Source organism: Mycobacterium sp. SM3041, assembly GCF_039668335.1.
GTDB lineage: Bacteria > Actinomycetota > Actinomycetes > Mycobacteriales > Mycobacteriaceae > Mycobacterium.
This window is the reverse complement of record NZ_JAYXBQ010000076.1, coordinates 134650-151604: the sequence shown is the minus strand read 5'-3', so window position 1 is coordinate 151604 and position 16955 is coordinate 134650. Positions and strand designations below refer to the sequence as shown.

Sequence of the window (16955 nt, the reverse complement as noted above, 5' to 3'; positions counted from 1 at the left end):
GGTCGGACCGGAGACTGTGCAGTATCCGGTACCGCCGTTCCCAGGAAAGAGCAGGTTCATGACGGTCGAGCAGTCAACTGGAGCGCAGTCCGTCGGCAACGAGGCCGCCGAGCCCATCGTGACGCGCGCGGTGATCATCGGGTCCGGTTTCTCCGGTCTGGGCATGGGCATCGCGCTGCGCAAGCAGGGCTTCGGCGAGCGCGACTTCCTGATCCTGGAGAAGGCCGACGAGGTCGGCGGCACCTGGCGCGACAACACCTACCCGGGCTGCGCGTGCGACATCCCGTCACACATGTACTCGTTCTCCTTCGAGCCGAAGGCCGACTGGACGCACATGTGGTCGTTCCAGCCCGAGATCTTCGACTACCTCAAGGGCGTCACCGACAAGCACAACCTCCGCCGCAACATCCGGTTCAACACCCATGTCGACCGCGCGCACTGGGACGAAGACGAGCGGCGCTGGCACGTCTACGACACCGACGGCCAGGAGTACATCGCGCAGTTCCTCATCTCCGGTGCGGGCGGCCTGCACATCCCGGCGGTTCCCGAAATTGAAGGCAGCGACGAATTTGCCGGTGCCGCTTTCCATTCCGCACAGTGGGACCACAGCGTCGACATCACCGGCAAGCGCGTCGCGGTGATCGGGACCGGCGCCAGCGCCATCCAGATCGTGCCCGCGATCGTCGACCAGGTGTCCGAGTTGCACCTGTACCAGCGCACCCCGGCGTGGGTCATGCCGCGGCCCAACAACGCTTTTCCGGAATGGATGAAGAACACCTTCCGCCGGGTGCCGGGTACGCGCGCGCTCATGCGGGATGCCATCTACTGGATCCACGAAGGCGTCGGCTTCGCGATGACCAAGCAGCCTCGGCTCCTCAAAATCGGTGAGCTGCTGGGCAAATGGAACATCAACCGCAGCATCAAAGACCCCGAGCTGCGTCGCAAGCTGACCCCGAACTACGTGGCGGGCTGCAAGCGAATCCTGAACTCCGACACCTACTATCGCGGCATCGCCAACCCGAAGACACAGGTCTTCACCGAGGGTATCGAGCGGATGACCGCGGGGGGCATCGTCACCCGTGACGGCGTCGAGCATCCCGTCGACGTGGTGGTGTGGTGCACCGGTTTCCACGTCACCGACTCGTACACCTACGTCGACATCAAGGGCCTCGGGGGAGAGGACCTGGTCGACCGGTGGAATCGCGAGGGCATGGCGGCGCACCGCGGCATCACCGTGGCGAACATGCCGAACCTGTTCTTCCTGCTCGGCCCGAACACCGCGCTCGGCCACAACTCGGTGGTGTTCATGATCGAGTCGCAGATCCGCTACGCCGCGCAGGCCATCGCCGCGGCCGACAAGGCGGGCGCCGCCGCACTGATGCCGAGCCGCCGCGCCCAGGACGAGTACAACGCCGAACTGCAGCAGAACCTGGCCGGCACGGTGTGGAGCACCGGTGGTTGCCACAGCTGGTACATGGACGAGCACGGCGTGAACCGCACCCTGTGGAGCGGCATGACCTGGCAGTACTGGCTGGAAACCCGGAAATTCAAGTCGACCGAGTATGAGTTCATTCGCTGAATCGGCTCCGCGGGCGCGACACGCGAACACAACTTTTAGCGGTGTTCGGCGATGACAGACACCAGGGGTAGTGTCTGTGGTGCCGATCCGGCAAACACAGTTCCAGGCGAAATGGGGTCACGGTGTCTGAAGGTATGAAGCTGATCGACCGGGCCTCCGCGATCAACTGGAACCGCGTGCAGGACGACAAGGACGCGGAGGTCTGGGACCGTCTCACGGGCAACTTCTGGTTGCCGGAGAAGGTGCCGGTGTCCAACGACATCCCGTCCTGGGGCACCCTCACCGACAGCGAAAAGCAGCTCACCATGCGGGTTTTCACCGGCCTGACGCTGCTTGACACCATCCAGGGCACCGTCGGCGCCGTCAGCCTCATCCCGGACGCGCTGACCCCGCACGAGCAGGCCGTCTACACCAACATCGCCTTCATGGAGTCGGTGCACGCCAAGAGCTACAGCAACATCTTCTCGACGCTGTGCTCGACCGTCGAGATCGACGAGGCGTTCCGCTGGTCGGAGGAGAACCCGAACCTGCAGCGCAAGGCCGAGATCGTCATGAAGTACTACCGGGGTGACGAGCCGCTCAAGCGCAAGGTCGCCTCGACGCTGCTCGAGAGCTTCCTGTTCTACTCCGGCTTCTACCTGCCGATGTACTGGTCCTCGCGCGCCAAGCTCACCAACACCGCCGACATGATCCGCCTGATCATCCGTGACGAAGCGGTGCACGGTTACTACATCGGCTACAAGTACCAGCGCGGATTGGCAGCGGTCGACGAGGCCAAGCGGACCGAGCTCAAGGACTACACCTACGAGCTGCTGTTCGAGCTGTACGACAACGAGGTGGAGTACACCCAGGACCTGTACGACGGCGTCGGCCTCACCGAGGACGTCAAGAAGTTCCTGCGCTACAACGCCAACAAGGCGCTGATGAACCTCGGCTACGAAGCGCTGTTCCCGCGCGACGAGACCGACGTGAACCCGGCGATCCTGTCGGCGCTGTCGCCCAACGCCGACGAGAACCACGACTTCTTCTCGGGCTCGGGTTCGTCGTACGTCATCGGCAAGGCCGTCAATACGGAAGACTCCGACTGGGACTTCTAATAGGGGCCGCACACCCTTGCGGCTGACGCCGGGAGGCGGCGATGACGGAGTACGACCTACCCGAGGCGTTCGACCGAATCGCCGCCATGGCGCGCGAACTGCACGACACCTCGCAACCCGAATCCGACCTCGTCGACCAGGTGGTGCAGGCCGCCGTCCGTGAGGTCCCCGGCGCCCAATATGCGGGTATCACGTTGGGCCACACCAACAGTGGCAAGGTGGAGACACAGGCCACCACGCACGACTACCCGGTGATGCTCGACGCCATCCAGCAGCGCCACCTGGAAGGCCCGTGCCTGAGCGCGACGTGGGAGCGCGACATCGTCGAGGTCGGCGACCTGAGCACCGAGCAGCGCTGGCCGAAGTTCGCGGCCGACGCCATGCGGGTGACCCCGATCCGCTCGATGCTGTGCTTTCGGCTGTTCACGTCACAGAAGATGTTGGGTGCACTGAATGTGTACGCCCGGGCAGCGAACGCCTTCGACGAGGAATCCGAGCAGGTCGGTTACGTGCTGGCCACGCACGCGGCGCTGGCCTGGGACAGCGTGCGCCGCGAGGTCGACTTCCGTAGCGCACTGAGCAGCCGGGACGTCATCGGCCAGGCCAAGGGCATCATCATGGAGCGCTTCCAGGTCAATGCCGTGGTGGCGTTCAACATGCTGACTCGGTTGTCGCAGGAATCGAACACCCCGGTGGCGGTCCTTGCGCAGAAGCTCGCCGGGCAGGTGTCGTCGGGCAAGTGCTGACCGTCAGGCCAGCGGCGGCACCGGGTTGATGGTGAACCCGAATTTCGTCAGCGGCTCAAGGGATTTGCGCGCCTCGGGGCTGGCCACCGCGAAGGTGATGATCGCCGTCTGATCGCTGACGGCCGATGCGAACAGCGCCATGAAATTGCGCTGCAGCGCCGAGGTCATGTCGCTGTTGGCGGTCCACTGCGTGATCCACAGGCCGTTGGTCAGGCCGGGATTCACCGCGCTCGCGCAGGTGCCCGCTCGCACCGCGCCGGGCCAGTCACGGGCGGCGATCGCGGGATCGTCCTGGTTGAAACTGCCTGGCGCACAGACGGACTTCTGCCAGTCGTTGAGGACGCCGGTGACGCCGGCGGATACGGGAGCCGGTGCCGGTACCGGCTCGGGATCGGCCTGCGCGACGCCCGTCGGCAGCAGGGCGATGGCCACGCCGGCAAGGGCCAGCTGGGGCAGCGGAGCACGGCGGCGAGCGGACGTCATGCTCCAAGTATTAATGCGTGACAGTAAATTCCGTCAACTTGTGCAAACGCTGGGATCGCCCGGTGGCTTCGCTCAGTTCGTGGCAGTACTGCCCGCAACTGGCCGTGTGTTGCTCACGATCTTCGCAATGCAGTGGTCTCGATCGTATCCCTGGGCCTCGCACCACAACAGCGCCCCGCTTGAATCACTGAAGGTAATCGGCACGACCGTTACCCAGAAATTTCTGCCGTCGAATGTGGACCAATCGCCGGACCACAGCAGCTTCGCGTTGTACCGCTGCCGCAGCCGAAGATGCTCCTGCAGTGCAAGAGTGTTGTCCCAGACCACGCCTTGGTCGACGACTCCGGGTCGTTTTGCGCTCAACTGCGGGATCCAAAAGTCGGCGAGTACGGCAGCAACGTACGGCCGGTCGTTTGCGACCAGCTGGCCCAATTGAGCGGTACTGGACGTTTCCTGGTCGATGGTGGGAACCGACGGCGCGGAGGGCGCTGGCTTGGGCAGCGGCAACGGTGCTGGCGGCGGCATAGATGGCGACACGATTGGCGACATCGATGCCTGGGCAGCTGGTTGAGCGACGGTGACTGTTGTCGGGGCGCCCGCGTTCTGATTGGAATTCCGGGAGACCAGCATGCCGACGACGATGCCAACTGCGCCGAGGAGCAGGACCGCCACTGCAGCGATGACTACAAGCGGAACAGTCATGTTTCGGGCTGGACGATCGGTATCGTTTCGCTCGTGAGCAGCGGTCGGACCGGTCGGTACTGCGGGCACGCTGTCGATCGCCTGTACAGGCGCTGAATAGGGTCTGGCCATGGTGTTCGCGTCGGCGAATGCCGGTGTGTGGACACCGGGTGTGAGCGCCCGGAGCGCAGCTCGCCCCAGTGCTCCGGCGCTGCCATAACGGTCGTCCGGATCTTTCGCCATGCCACGTGCGATGACTTCGTCAAATGCAGGCGAGAGGTGTGGATTGATTGAACTGGCGCGTGGCGGAGGTTTGGCAATGTGTGCGGCGATCACATGTTGTTGGCTGGTGGAAGCGAAGGGCGTTTCGCCGGTGACGGATTCGTACAGCACGCAAGCCAGCGAGTAGACGTCCGACGCCGGTGAGCATGGTGCGTCGTCGAATCGTTCGGGAGCCATATAGGAGAACGACCCGATCTGAGTGCCGGCCATCGTGAGGTGTGTGTCGCCTTGGGCTTCAGCGATACCGAAATCCACGAGATATGCGAAGTCGGCTGAGGTGACGATGATGTTCTGGGGCTTGACGTCGCGATGCAGCAGCCTCTCAGCATGTGCGGCGTCGAGGGCAGCGCCAATCTGTTGAATGATCGATACAGCCCGTTGCGGTTCAAGCGGCTGAGTCTTGATCAGCTCATGTAGCGTAGCGCCCTGGATCAGCCGCATATCGATGTACAAATTTCCGTCGATCTCGCCCCAGTCATGGATTGGCACCACATGCGGTTCCTGCAGAATCGCTGCCGCGTGTGATTCGCGCAGGAACCGCGCTCTGAATTGATCGTCATCAGCGTGTTGTGCGGCGAGGATCTTCAGCGCGACGGTGCGGTTCTTCTCCGTATCGAAGGCTTCATAGACCTCGCCCATTCCACCTTTGCCGAGCATGTCGACAATCCGATATTTTCCGAATTCGGTTCCGATCCGGTCAGTGTGTGCAATCACGGTCAGAGTCCTTGTCGTGCATCGTGGAATTGCGTTGTCCATCAGCTGTTATTGGGCATTCCAGTCGAGTCATCAGCCGGTCGGACCTCCGACTTCATATGTCCCGCCGTCGTCGACAAACACCACCGTGATCTGTCGCTGGCGGCCGTCGACGGTGGCCTCGCATTTGAAGGTGCCGTCCTTCTTGACGGGTGGGTTGACGCCGCCGTTGCACCTGACGTTTGAAATGTTCGTAACGCCATAGCCACTCACCGTGTCGGTCAGGACCTGTTCCACGCCTCGTTGCGCTTGATTGATGTCGAGTTCGATCGTCTTCGAGGTGCGGAGCATCGATATGCCGACCAGGAGCGCGACGGCTTCGACGGCAAGCACTGCCGCTCCGATGCCAATGAGTTTGCGGCGCCCATTGGATTGGTGTTTCAACCGGGCCGTTGACGATGCAGGGCCTCGTTGTGCCGGGCCAACAGGTGGTCCCACCGGGGCGCTTTGTGGAATCGGTGGCGGGAGGCGAGCATCCTGCGACGCTGGTCGAGCACGGGGTGCGATGGCCGAACTTCTAGGGGAAGCAAACGGGCGGACGGGGCGCATAGGTGGCCGGCGCTGCGGGATGTTGTGGAATGACCCAGGCGGCGGCTGATAAATGGTTTGCCACCAGGGCAATTCATCGTGGTTCGGCTGGTTGGCCGGCGCTGAAGGTTCGCGTTGCGGCTGCGTGATCCGCGAGGTGGCGTTTTCCGTGTTTGAGGTGTTGTCGTTCATGAGTCAGAACCTCCGGAAGCAGTCGTCGGTTGTTCCGAGGATTCCGATGCGAAAGGCGGCAATGCGGGTAAAGCCAGCGGGGAGCGGGGTGCCGTTGACGTCGCTGGCGACTATTCCATTGGTCAGCAGCCCTGCGACGGCTTCATCGAGGTCGCCGGCGCCGAGCATCAAACCCGGACCTGACGGCAAGGAAACTGGCTGCGCCATGCCGCGTTGCGCAACTCCGGTGAGGCATGCGGTGCGCATCGCGGTTTGCGGCGTGTCGAGCGGCAATCCGCGCTCGTGCTCGCTGGCCAGCGCATAGCGGGAAGCGATTACGGATATTGCGGTGTTGTCGCCCTGCAGGAGTCGATGGCTGCGTTCGTCTGCGGGCGCGCCGATCTGCTGTAGTGCCGGCAAGTCGATTGCCACGGTGTTGCTGTCAGGGCAGTACACAGCGACCGCGGTAGACCGGCTTCCGTCACACGACGCTCCGCCAGTCGTGAGCCCAGGCGGGTTCGCAGGCTGCAGGATCTTGTGGAGTTCTTCGCCGAGCGTGGCCAACGTGCTCTGGTCGATGGTGATGTCGCTGTTCGGGCTTCGGGCATCGAACAGGTTACGAGGCAGATCGCCTCGCCGTCGTTGAATTTCGGCCCGATCGATCGCCGAACAGGCGCGAGCTCCCTGCTCGAATCCGATTTGGAAGGCACTGATGCGATCCAGTCCGGTGCCGTGCTGTTTGAGAAGCGCATCTGGATCGTCGGATTCGCCTTGCGGGTCGCGTATTGCCAAGAGACCGGCAAGCAGATGATTGAGGCCGTCTCCTGTACTGACCACGAACCGCGCAGAATCGCCGTCAGCGACCCAGCGCGTGTATACCCCGGCGTAACAGTCGGCTTGCTGTTCTTTTATCAGCGTGGGAGAGCGGATCGGTAGGCCCGCCTGAAATTGAACGGCATGGCCGTACTCATGCGCGAAAACGCCTGCCGCGCCGATCGCGCCGAAGAACGGTAGCGCCGGCGGAACCAACCCTGTCTCTTGCGACCGGTCCCACCCGATTGAGTTGTCGATGGTGCAGTACACGGCGTTGCCTTCGGGGCTTCCGCACAATGTGTACCCGGCCAGTTCGTCACCATCTGAGGAGACGAGTCGGCTGACGGGTTTGAGTTGTTGTCCGAACGATTTGGGGTACTGCATCTTCCAGAACGACTCGACATCGTTGATGGCCAACAGGGCTAACCGATCAAAGCTACCGTCATCGGTATTTGCGACACGTCCAGTCGGTGCGGGGCTGTCAGGTCTCGGGCCACTTGGTCCGTCCGATACAGTCAGTCCGCTGACCTTTTGTGGATTGAACCGTGCCGAAAGTGGTTGTCCGGCAACGACTGTGTGCCCACATGCAGACACAAAGAAGGCTGCCACGACCGAGATCAGTCTGACTGTCACGCCTTTGGCGCCGAGCGCCGGACGTTCGATCGGAGGTCGTGGTTGCGCCGATGCTGACACGGGCTATCGAGCATCCGGCCTGTTGGACGAGCACGCGCAGCCGAACTTCGCATACGGGGCAAACCTCAAATTGAATTCCACGACGCGGATCGAGCCGATGATCGCGTTCGGCGCTGTGGGCGCTGCATGCCGAGCCGCAGGCGACGGGGACGGATGCATCACTGTCGGCTGGCCGACAGGTCTGCGCTGGTCGGACGCTGGTCTGCCGTGTCTCGCCGGGTCGTGCGGATAGCTCATCGAACCCTTCTATCGTGGTGCAGCGGTGTGCAGTCTGGTGGCGACTGCAGGTATAGATCGAGTATCTCGTCACAGGGCTATTGATCGCGGGCAAATGCGCCTACTGGTCAATATTGGTAGTGAGCAGAATGTTTGGTTTTATGCTGATCGACATCGGTGGCGCTCACTGGAGCCTTGCTGATCGCAGTCGGATGGCCGGGGTGGGCGGGCTGCGAATAGGAACTTGTCTGCAGGGGGCTACGTGACTAAGCGCAACGGTGAGCAGTTCGGTAAGTACCGAATCACCGGGCTGCTCGGTGTCGGCGGCATGGGCGAGGTCTACGAAGCTGTGGACACCAGCAAGGACCGTACTGTCGCGCTGAAGATCTTGTCCGATCAGTATTCGCAGGACGAGCGCTTCCGCGAACGGTTTCAGCGCGAATCACGTGCTGCCGCAATCCTGCAGGAACCACACGTTATTCCGATCCACGACTGGGGTGAGGTCGATGGCCGCCTCTACATCGACATGCGGTTGGTGCACGGCGAAACCCTGCACGACATGCTCAAGTCAGGCCCGCTGCCTGCGGAACAAGCGGTAGCAATAGTTGGCCACATCGCTTCGGCGCTGGACGCCGCTCACGCCGCTGGGTTGATTCACCGCGACGTGAAACCGCAGAACATCATGGTCACGGCGGGAGACTTCGCATACCTAGTCGATTTTGGGATTGCCGAGGCTCACGGGGATTCGCGGCTAACTATGACCGGAACTCAAATCGGGTCGATGGCGTACATGGCCCCCGAGCGATTCGGGGGACACGACACGACGCCAGCCGTCGACGTCTACGCGCTTGCGTGTGTGCTGTGCGAGGCGCTGACCGGCCGTGCGCCATTCCCCGGCCAAGGGCTTGAGCAGGTAATCGCTGCACACCTTTCCACGCCGGCGCCGCGTCCGAGTGCGATCAATCCACACGTTCCAACCGCACTCGATGACGTTGTCGCTCGCGGCATGGCGAAGGAGGCCGATGATCGCTACGGCACGGCTGGGGCGTTGGCACGCGCTGCGCATCGAGCATTGCGCGACGCAGGCGCTGCGTGGCAGCAGTCAGCGACCATGCAGCGAGAGCAGTTGGTGGTGCCCCCGCCTCCTCGCCATGACTCTGAGCCCCTGACCGGGCCGACGGTGGTTGTCGGAGCGACGCATTCCGAACAACGGGGGCGGTGGGTGGTGCCGGCGGTGATCGGAGCGGTTGGCGCATTGATGCTAGGCGGAATAGGCATCGTCATTGGGATGCTTGCTGGCCAGAACAACACGAACGCGGTCGCGACTTCCTCACCTGGCCAAACTGTTTCGACGATCGGCGCGCCTCCTGCGCAACAACCGCCCGCTCCGCAGACGCCCATGCCTCTACCTGTGCCTGCACCGCCGATGCCTTCGTCGAGTGGAACGCCACCGCTCGTGACCGGCGCGGATAACAGCGCGTCACACGATAGCTGCGATGCCGGCTGGTCGCTGACGTCCAGGTCGGGATGGGGAACGCGTTCGGGCCGAGGTTCTGCGGAGACATCATGTTTCTTCGCTCGAAGTGTCCTCGGTTCGTATTGGGATCACTACGGCGGCGTCGTTCGTGCGCCACGGACGGTATCGGCACCCGGAGCCGTGGATTGCCGCACCGTTGACGGCGCCACCTGTAGCGGGCCAAACTTTGTGGTCCAGTGTGCGGCCTACGGCACCGACAACTGGGTGACCTGCGTGGGCGGAAACAACGCCCGGGTATACATCTACTGAGGCGGCGGGGTGCGCCCGGTGTCCTGCTGCAGTGAGTTCAGGCCCGGCAACGGCCCGCAGGCAGCTCCGCTGAGTGCTCCTTCAACCAGCGTCCGACTTGCGACAGCTGAGCGATGCCATCGGTGAACGTCCCCGAATTCGGTTGCACGGCAATTGCTGCCGCGACCCGGCCCCAGCCGGTATCGATTACACCCAGTTGGCGTACCAGGTATCCACCCGCCTCCAACGGCCCCCAACCGCCCTTGAACCGGGCGCCAGGAATGGTGCCGAGGCCCCACATCTGATCGCTGGCGATCTGTCCCATGAGGTCGAAGATCGGCGCGCTTCGGTCGTCGCATGCTGCGGCAGCTAGGAACCGAGTCTGATTCTCCAACGACCAGACGGTCTGCCCGAAAGCGCTGTATTCGGGCCGGCTTCGGTAAGACTGAACTCGGGTCGGATCACCGGCTTCCTGCAGCACTGCGTCGACCTTCTCCGCAGCGGTGTCGGGCGATCCCAGGCCACGCCAGATGGCGTCTGCCGCTTCGTTGTCGGATTGGGTGATTGCGATTTTGATCGGCTCGCTTGCCGAGGCTGAATCTCCTTGACGCAGTGCGGCTATCGCGAGCGGCACCTTCATCGTCGACCACGCCGGGCCACGGGCCCAATTGCCGAACGACATCGCCGGTCCGCCACCGCCAATTGGCATCAGTGTTACTCCGAGCCGACCGCCCAGGGCCGCCTGTAGCTGAGCAAAGGAAAGGCGGAGGTTGCGCGAATCACTGGAGGAGTCGGGAGCGGCAGCTGTGTGCGAGGGACTTGGCAACGCAACCGCTGGCGCGCTCGTTGTGTGGGGGCTGGATGAGGGTGGCGACACCAGCGGTCGTGATGACGAAACACGAAGTCCGACAACGATCCCGCCCGTAACGATGAGTAACGCGAGGCAGCTTCCGACCAGTGCGGCTAAGACGTGTCGCCATCGTCGTGGCCGTCGCCGTGACTCGTCCGGTACGGCCGGTTCGAGGTCATCGCGAGCGCGGAAGCCGGTGCGCGGTGTCCTCACCTGGCTGCCTCCAACACGCTTACGACGACGATTGAGTCAACGATACGACGCCCTGAACTGGGCTCCCGGCGCGAATTTTCCAACCTGAGTCTGTTCCCGACGCGGCCGAGCGGGCCGGTTGGTCAGTCCGCGTTGGACTCCCGGTCGCCGACGAAGGCGAGCAGCGCCGCATCGCCGGAGCGGATCACGTCGACCCGCTCACCGCCGTCGCACTGGAACAGCCCGATGGTCAGTTCGTGCGCACGGCGGCCGATGACCCGCCAGACGCCCCCTGCAAGCTCCCAGCGTTGCAGGATGTCTACCGGATCGTCGGGCACAAGGGAGATTGTGGCCGGTACTCCGAGAGCAGACGCGAAAACCCCAGATGCCGGCGCGTCCAGTGGTGGGTTGACCGGGCAACGGCGAGACTTACCGGGTGTCGACGAAGTCGCTGCTGCTTTCGGTACTGAACTGGCTGCGTGCCGGTTACCCGGAGGGGGTCCCAGGCCCCGACCGGGTGCCGCTGCTGGCATTGCTGCGGGCCACGCCGCTGACCGAGGAGCAGGTGGCCGAAGTGGTGCGCAATATCGCCGAGGCCTCAGCGCCCGCCGACGTCGACAATCCCATCGAGCGCGACGACATCGCCGAGTTCATCGCCGACGTCACCCACCATGACGCCGGCCCGGAGAACGTCGCGCGGGTGGCTGCCAAACTGGCCGCGGCCGGCTGGCCGTTGGCCGCTATGGACCTGTTGCCTGACGCCCGCCCCGGCGCAGACGGCCGATAACGCGTTACGCCGAGGATTGCAGTCAGTATTTGACTGCAATCCTCGGCGTTGACGAGAAACCCGCGGCTAGATGGTCGCGGTGTCGATCACGAAGCGGTACCGCACGTCACTGGCGATGACGCGCTCGTAGGCCTCGTTGACGTACGACGCGTCGATGACCTCGATCTCCGGGGTGACATCGTGCTCGGCGCAGAAGTCCAGCATCTCCTGGGTCTCCGGGATGCCGCCGATCAACGAGCCGGCGAGGGTGCGGCGCATACCGATCAACGGGAACACCGGCACCTCAAGCGGCTTCTCGGGGGCGCCGAGCTCGACGAGCGTGCCGTCGCTCTTGAGCAGGTTCAGGTACAGGCCCATGTTGAGGTTCGCCGACACCGTGTTGATGATGAGGTCGAAGGTGCCGGCCAGCTTCTTGAAGGTGTCCGGGTCGTTGGTGGCGTAGTAGTGGTGTGCGCCCAGGCGCAGACCGTCTTCCATCTTCTTGAGCGACTGGCTCAGCACTGTGACCTCGGCACCCATCGCGACGGCGAGCTTCACACCGACGTGGCCCAGGCCGCCGAGACCGACGATCGCCACCTTCTTGCCCGGCCCGGCGTTCCAGTGCCGCAGCGGCGAGTACAGGGTGATACCGGCGCACAGCAGGGGAGCGGCCTTGTCCAGCGGGATGCTGTCCGGGATGCGCAGCACGTAGTTCTCGTCGACGACGATGGCGGTGCTGTAGCCGCCATAGGTGGGGGTGCCGTCACGGCCCACGGCGTTGTAGGTGCCGATGTTGCCGCCCTTGCCGGTGCAGTACTGCTGCAGGCCGGCCAGGCAGTTCTCGCACTCGCGGCACGAGTCGACGAAGCAGCCGACGCCGACGTGGTCGCCGACCTTGTACTTGGTCACCTCGGAGCCGACGGCCGTGACGACACCGGCGATCTCGTGGCCGGGTACGACGGGGTAGTTGGCCGGGCCCCATTCGGACTTGACGGTGTGGATGTCCGAGTGACAGATGCCCGCGAACTTGATGTCGAATGCCACATCGTGCGGGCCGATGTCACGGCGCTCGATGGTGGTCTTGGTCAGCGGGCTGGTCGCTGAAGTCGCGGCGTAGGCGGAAACGGTCGTGGTCATGCGTGTCAGTCCTCTTCATTCTCGGCTTGCCTAGCGGCGGTTACCTACTACAAAGATTAGCGAAGGTAACGAAATGTGGGGCATTGCGTCAGGCCCTGACCACACTCAACGGCGGCCGGCGTCGAACTAATCCCGGATGAAGCTGTGAATTTCCGGTCAGAGCCCGGCGGCGCGGAATCCGGCGTTGAAGCTCACACGCTCGTAGGTGGCGACACCGGCGTGCACGTACGGGTCGCTCGCGGTGAGGGCGTCGGCTTCCTCGGCCGTCATGTCCGAGGCGATCAGGACGGCGCCGCCCTGCGACTCCAGTCGGCCGGCGAGAAGGATGCGACGTTCCTCGACCAGCTTGCCGAGCCATTCCAGATGCGCGGGCCGTGCCTGGTCCACGACGTCCAAGGGTTGCGTGTAGGTGATGTTCAGTACGTGAAACACGCTAAGAGGTTATCCGGGGCCGGTGTGCAGCTCGATGACCTGCCTGGTGCGCTCGCGCAGTGCGGGTGTTTCGGCGTCGGGGATGCCCAGCACGCGCACGCCGGCATCGGCGACCTGCATGGGCAGATCACATCGTTCGGGGCCGTGCGGCACCGACCACATGTTGACCAGCGATTCGACGAGTCGGAACGGCAGGTCGGCGGCTGCCTGATGGACGCCGGTACGTTCCAGCACTTCCCGGCTCAGGGTCAGATAGTGCTGTCGCAGGCGTTCGCGGTCGGACCAGAACGGCTCCAGGCGATCGGCGCGCAGTTCGGGAAGCAGGTAGAGCGCGCCCAGGTTCCATGTGCCACCGAGTAATTGATCTCCGTCGAACGTCGCCAGGGCGTGGAGATGCTCGGTTGCGGACAAGGCCGGCGTGGCGCTCAGCAGGCTCGGGATGAAGGCCAGTGTCGGGGCGACGGTCTGGCTCAGCACGGCACACAGGATGTCGTCCTTGGTCTTGAAGTAGTGGTACAGCGACGCCTGCCTGATGCCCACCGAATCGGCGATGGTTCGCGTCGACGTACCTGCGTAGCCCAGGGTGGTGAACAATTCGCTTGCGGCATCGAGGATTTCGTCTCGTCCCGTGACGCCCGGGCGTCGCTGGGGCCGCAGTCGAGGCCTTCCTGTGTGGGTGGTCGACATTCATTCATCGTGGTCCAAGCCAGCAGCCATCGATACCGGCGGTCGGTATCTGTCACGCGACAGAAACCTGCGATATCGGCCGGTTACCTACGGGCCCTGGTTGCTTACATCGTGCTTACTTCGGCGACACCATGCGAGATGGTCGGGGGAGAAAACTGTCAACTGACAGGCCAGCGGTCAGAGACGTACCAAGGCATGGCGATCAGAACGCAGGAGAGCGCACATGGGCACTGCTGTATCGGTGGCGGACGCCACGCCCGTCGCCACCGTGTCGTCGAACCCGGATGCGGTGGCGACCGTGGCGGGCCTGCATGTCACGTTCCCGCGCAACGGTCGCGACGTACACGCGCTGCGCGGCGTCTCGCTGACCGTTCGGCGTGGCGAAATCCTCGGTCTGGTAGGCGAATCGGGCTCAGGGAAAAGCGTATTGGGCTTCGGGATGCTCGGTCTGCTGCCGGCGTCGGCCCGGATCGAGGGCGGCATCTCGGTGGCCGGCTCGGACATGGTGCATGGTGACGCAAAGGCGCTGCGCACGGTGCGCCGGCTCGACCTGGGCGCGGTGTTCCAGGATCCGATGACCTCGCTCAACCCGACCATGCGGATCGGCAAGCAGGTCGCCGAGGCGGCGGGCAGCGACGACGAAGCCCTGCGCCTGCTGACCGCGGTCGGCATACCCGACCCGGCGCGACGGATGCGCGCCTACCCGCACGAGCTCTCCGGCGGCCTGCGCCAGCGCGTGATGATCGCCATCGCGATCGCCGGCTCGCCGGAACTCATCATCGCCGACGAACCGACGACCGCACTGGACGTCACGGTGCAGGCCCAGGTCCTCCGACTGCTGCAACGACTCCGCGACGAAATCGGTTGCAGCATCGTCTTCATCACCCACGACCTCGGGGTGGCGGCCCAGATCTCCGACCGCATCGCGGTGCTCTACGCCGGCCGCATCGCCGAGGTCGGCCCGGCCGCCGACGTTCTGGGCGCACCTGCTCACCCCTATACCCGCGGGCTGCTGCGGTCACGGCTGACGCTGGACACCGCACGCGGCCGTCGGCTGGCGGCGATGCCCGGTTCGGTGCCGAGCCCGGTGTCACCGCTACCGGGATGCGCTTTCAGCCCGCGCTGTGATCAAGCCACCGAAAATTGTGAGAAGTCCTCTCCCGAACCGACTTCCGTGGGCCCCGGGCGGGTCAGCGCCTGTCTGCTCACCCCGGAGGAGCTGGCGCACGATCCGGCGGCTCTCGACTCAGTGCCGGAACCCGTTGCCGCACAGCCGGTCAGTACTGCCGCTGCGGACGAGCCGGCCGCCGTCACCGTGACGGACGTGACCAAGACCTTCACCGTCGCGCCGCGCGGCAAACTCCAGGCATTGCGCGGTGTGACGCTGCGCGTGGGGCACGGCGAGTCGGTGGCGCTGGTGGGGGAGAGCGGTTCGGGAAAATCCACGCTGTTGCGGGTGATCGCGGGCCTGGAGAAGGCGACCACGGGCGCCGTCGAGGTGGCCGGGGAACAGCGCCCACAGATGGTGTTCCAAGACGCCGGCGCCTCCCTCACGCCCTGGCTGTCGGTCGGTGAGTTGATCGCCGAGCGCCTGCGCGGCAGGAAACTGTCGCGGGCCGCGCGTCGCGATGCGGTCATCGAGGTTCTCGGCCGGGTGGGGCTACCCGCGGAGGTGGCGAAGTCACGCGCCGGTCAGCTGTCCGGCGGTCAGCGCCAACGGGTTTCGCTGGCTCGCGCCACCGTCGTCCCGCCCGCCGTGCTGTTGTGCGACGAACCCACGAGTGCCCTCGACGTGTCCCTGGCGGCCTCGGTGCTCAACCTGATCGGGGACCTGCGCCGAAGCCTGGACATGTCGGTGGTGTTCGTGACGCACGACCTGTCGGTGGCTCGGGTCGTCGCCGATCGCATCGCCGTGATGTACCTGGGCCGCATCGTGGAGATCGGACCGGCCGAAGAGGTCATCGGAAACCCGGCACATCCGTACACCCGTGCGCTGGTCGACGCGATTCCCGACCTGGGTCGCGAATCGCGGGTATTGCCAGGCGAACCGGCGAGCCCGTTGTCACCGCCGACCGGATGTGCGTTCCATCCGAGATGCCCGATCGCCGTCGACGCCTGCAGCGGTGACGAGCTCGACGTCCGACTCGTCGGCAAATTCGGTGGCGCACATCAGGTCGCCTGTATCGAAGAGAAGGTGCGCTGATGGCCATCGCGATCCCCGCCCCGAGTCTCATCCGCGGTCGTGGCCGGCTGCGGCTGGCGCTGCCACAGTCCCGGTCGACGATCATCAACAGCGCGGGTTTCGCCCTCGTGATCCTGTTGACGCTGGCTCTCGTCGCGGTGCCGCTGCTGGCTCCCCACGACCCGCTGATCCCGGTCGGGATGCCGTTGCAGGCGCCGGGTGAGCACGGGTTCCTGCTCGGCACCGACAGCGTGGGACGCGACATCCTGTCCCGCGTGCTCTACGGCGCGCGGTCGAGTTGGCTGGCCGCGCTGGCGGTCGTGGCGCTGGGCCTGTTGATCGGCGGGCTCGTCGGCCTGGTCGCCGGGGCGGCCGGTGGCTGGGTCGACTCGACGCTGATGCGCATCACCGACGGTTTCCTGTCGCTGCCCGCGCCGGTGCTGGCGATCGCCGTGGTCGCCGCGCTGGGACCGAGCTTCCTGCACACGCTGATCGCGGTGTCCATCGTGTGGTGGCCGTTCTACGCGCGGCTGGTGCGGGGGGAGGTGGCGCGGCTTGCGGCGCGTCCCCACGTCGAGGCCGCAAAGCTGGCCGGTGTCAGCCGATTTCGGCTCGCCGGACGGCACCTGCTGCCGGGTGCGGTGCCCAACGCCTTGGTCGCCGCGAGCCTGGACATCGGCACGCTGATTCTCACATTGGCCGGCTTGTCCTTTCTCGGGCTCGGTCAGGCCGCGCCGGCACCCGAGCTCGGCGCCGACTCGGCGCGCAACCTGAGTTACTTCCTGCAGCAGTGGTGGATTCCGGTCATGCCGGGACTGGGTGTGCTGGTGCTTGCGCTGGTCGCCAACATCTCCGGCGACTGCCTGCGCAACCTGATGAAGACGACGTAGGCCGCCGATCCG

General features: G+C 64.7%; 16 protein-coding genes. 7 read left to right on the top strand and 9 right to left on the bottom strand.

What is annotated here, in order from left to right; translation table 11 throughout:
* Positions 1-58: 58 nt before the first annotated feature.
* From VXD91_RS26265 to VXD91_RS26255, 3 genes are all read left to right on the top strand, one after another.
* Entirely contained in the window at positions 59-1579 is a 1521-nt protein-coding gene (locus VXD91_RS26265; RefSeq protein WP_346416767.1) for an NAD(P)/FAD-dependent oxidoreductase, read from the top strand.
* A 122-nt stretch (positions 1580-1701) separates the two neighbouring features.
* Entirely contained in the window at positions 1702-2676 is a 975-nt protein-coding gene (gene nrdF / locus VXD91_RS26260) for a class 1b ribonucleoside-diphosphate reductase subunit beta (RefSeq protein WP_029119887.1), read from the top strand.
* Positions 2677-2717: 41 nt separating this feature from the next.
* Positions 2718-3422, top strand: a complete 705-nt coding sequence (locus tag VXD91_RS26255) for a GAF and ANTAR domain-containing protein (protein WP_244872851.1) — start codon at positions 2718-2720, stop codon at positions 3420-3422.
* A 3-nt stretch (positions 3423-3425) separates the two neighbouring features.
* Here the strand turns inward: VXD91_RS26255 and VXD91_RS26250 are convergent, their stop codons facing one another.
* The 4 genes from VXD91_RS26250 to VXD91_RS26235 form a co-directional block, all read right to left on the bottom strand.
* A complete protein-coding gene (locus VXD91_RS26250) occupies positions 3426-3905 on the bottom strand; it encodes a hypothetical protein (RefSeq protein WP_212813784.1) in 480 nt (159 codons plus the stop codon).
* Between the two features lie 72 nt (positions 3906-3977).
* A complete protein-coding gene (locus tag VXD91_RS26245; protein WP_318986133.1) occupies positions 3978-5582 on the bottom strand; it encodes a serine/threonine-protein kinase in 1605 nt (534 codons plus the stop codon).
* Positions 5583-5654: 72 nt separating this feature from the next.
* Complete coding sequence (locus VXD91_RS26240; protein ID WP_318986134.1) at positions 5655-6341, bottom strand: DUF4333 domain-containing protein; 687 nt, start codon at positions 6339-6341, stop codon at positions 5655-5657.
* 3 nt (positions 6342-6344) lie between these two features.
* The gene (locus tag VXD91_RS26235) at positions 6345-7550 is read right to left on the bottom strand and encodes a peptidase (protein ID WP_318986135.1); all 1206 of its coding nucleotides are present in this window, start codon (positions 7548-7550) and stop codon (positions 6345-6347) included.
* Between the two features lie 754 nt (positions 7551-8304).
* Between VXD91_RS26235 and VXD91_RS26230 the strand changes: the two genes are divergently transcribed.
* Complete coding sequence (locus VXD91_RS26230; RefSeq protein WP_318986136.1) at positions 8305-9828, top strand: serine/threonine-protein kinase; 1524 nt, start codon at positions 8305-8307, stop codon at positions 9826-9828.
* 37 nt (positions 9829-9865) lie between these two features.
* Here VXD91_RS26230 and VXD91_RS26225 read toward each other — a convergent pair whose 3' ends face one another.
* A complete protein-coding gene (locus VXD91_RS26225) occupies positions 9866-10516 on the bottom strand; it encodes a hypothetical protein (RefSeq protein WP_346416766.1) in 651 nt (216 codons plus the stop codon).
* 476 nt (positions 10517-10992) lie between these two features.
* Positions 10993-11187 (bottom strand): hypothetical protein, encoded by a 195-nt coding sequence (locus VXD91_RS26220; protein WP_318986138.1) that lies wholly within the window; start codon positions 11185-11187, stop codon positions 10993-10995.
* 98 nt (positions 11188-11285) lie between these two features.
* On the opposite strand from VXD91_RS26220, the gene VXD91_RS26215 reads away from it, so the two are divergent.
* Complete coding sequence (locus tag VXD91_RS26215; protein WP_212813792.1) at positions 11286-11636, top strand: DUF3349 domain-containing protein; 351 nt, start codon at positions 11286-11288, stop codon at positions 11634-11636.
* Between the two features lie 66 nt (positions 11637-11702).
* On the opposite strand, the gene VXD91_RS26210 is transcribed toward VXD91_RS26215, so the two are convergent.
* The 3 genes from VXD91_RS26210 to VXD91_RS26200 form a co-directional block, all read right to left on the bottom strand.
* The gene (locus tag VXD91_RS26210; protein WP_212813794.1) at positions 11703-12752 is read right to left on the bottom strand and encodes an NAD(P)-dependent alcohol dehydrogenase; all 1050 of its coding nucleotides are present in this window, start codon (positions 12750-12752) and stop codon (positions 11703-11705) included.
* A 156-nt stretch (positions 12753-12908) separates the two neighbouring features.
* On the bottom strand, positions 12909-13184 hold the full coding sequence (locus VXD91_RS26205; protein ID WP_064859063.1) for a YciI family protein: 276 nt from the start codon (positions 13182-13184) through the stop codon (positions 12909-12911).
* A gap of 9 nt (positions 13185-13193) precedes the next feature.
* Positions 13194-13871 carry a TetR/AcrR family transcriptional regulator gene (locus VXD91_RS26200; RefSeq protein WP_212813796.1) on the bottom strand — a complete coding sequence of 226 codons (678 nt, stop codon included), beginning with the start codon at positions 13869-13871 and terminating at the stop codon, positions 13194-13196.
* A gap of 223 nt (positions 13872-14094) precedes the next feature.
* Here VXD91_RS26200 and VXD91_RS26195 point away from each other — a divergent pair, with 223 nt between their 5' ends.
* Both VXD91_RS26195 and VXD91_RS26190 read left to right on the top strand, forming a co-directional pair.
* On the top strand, positions 14095-16074 hold the full coding sequence (locus tag VXD91_RS26195) for an ABC transporter ATP-binding protein (protein ID WP_318986139.1): 1980 nt from the start codon (positions 14095-14097) through the stop codon (positions 16072-16074).
* A complete protein-coding gene (locus VXD91_RS26190) occupies positions 16074-16943 on the top strand; it encodes an ABC transporter permease (protein WP_318986140.1) in 870 nt (289 codons plus the stop codon). Before VXD91_RS26195 ends, VXD91_RS26190 begins: the two co-directional genes overlap by 1 nt.
* The last annotated feature ends 12 nt before the right edge of the window (positions 16944-16955 follow it).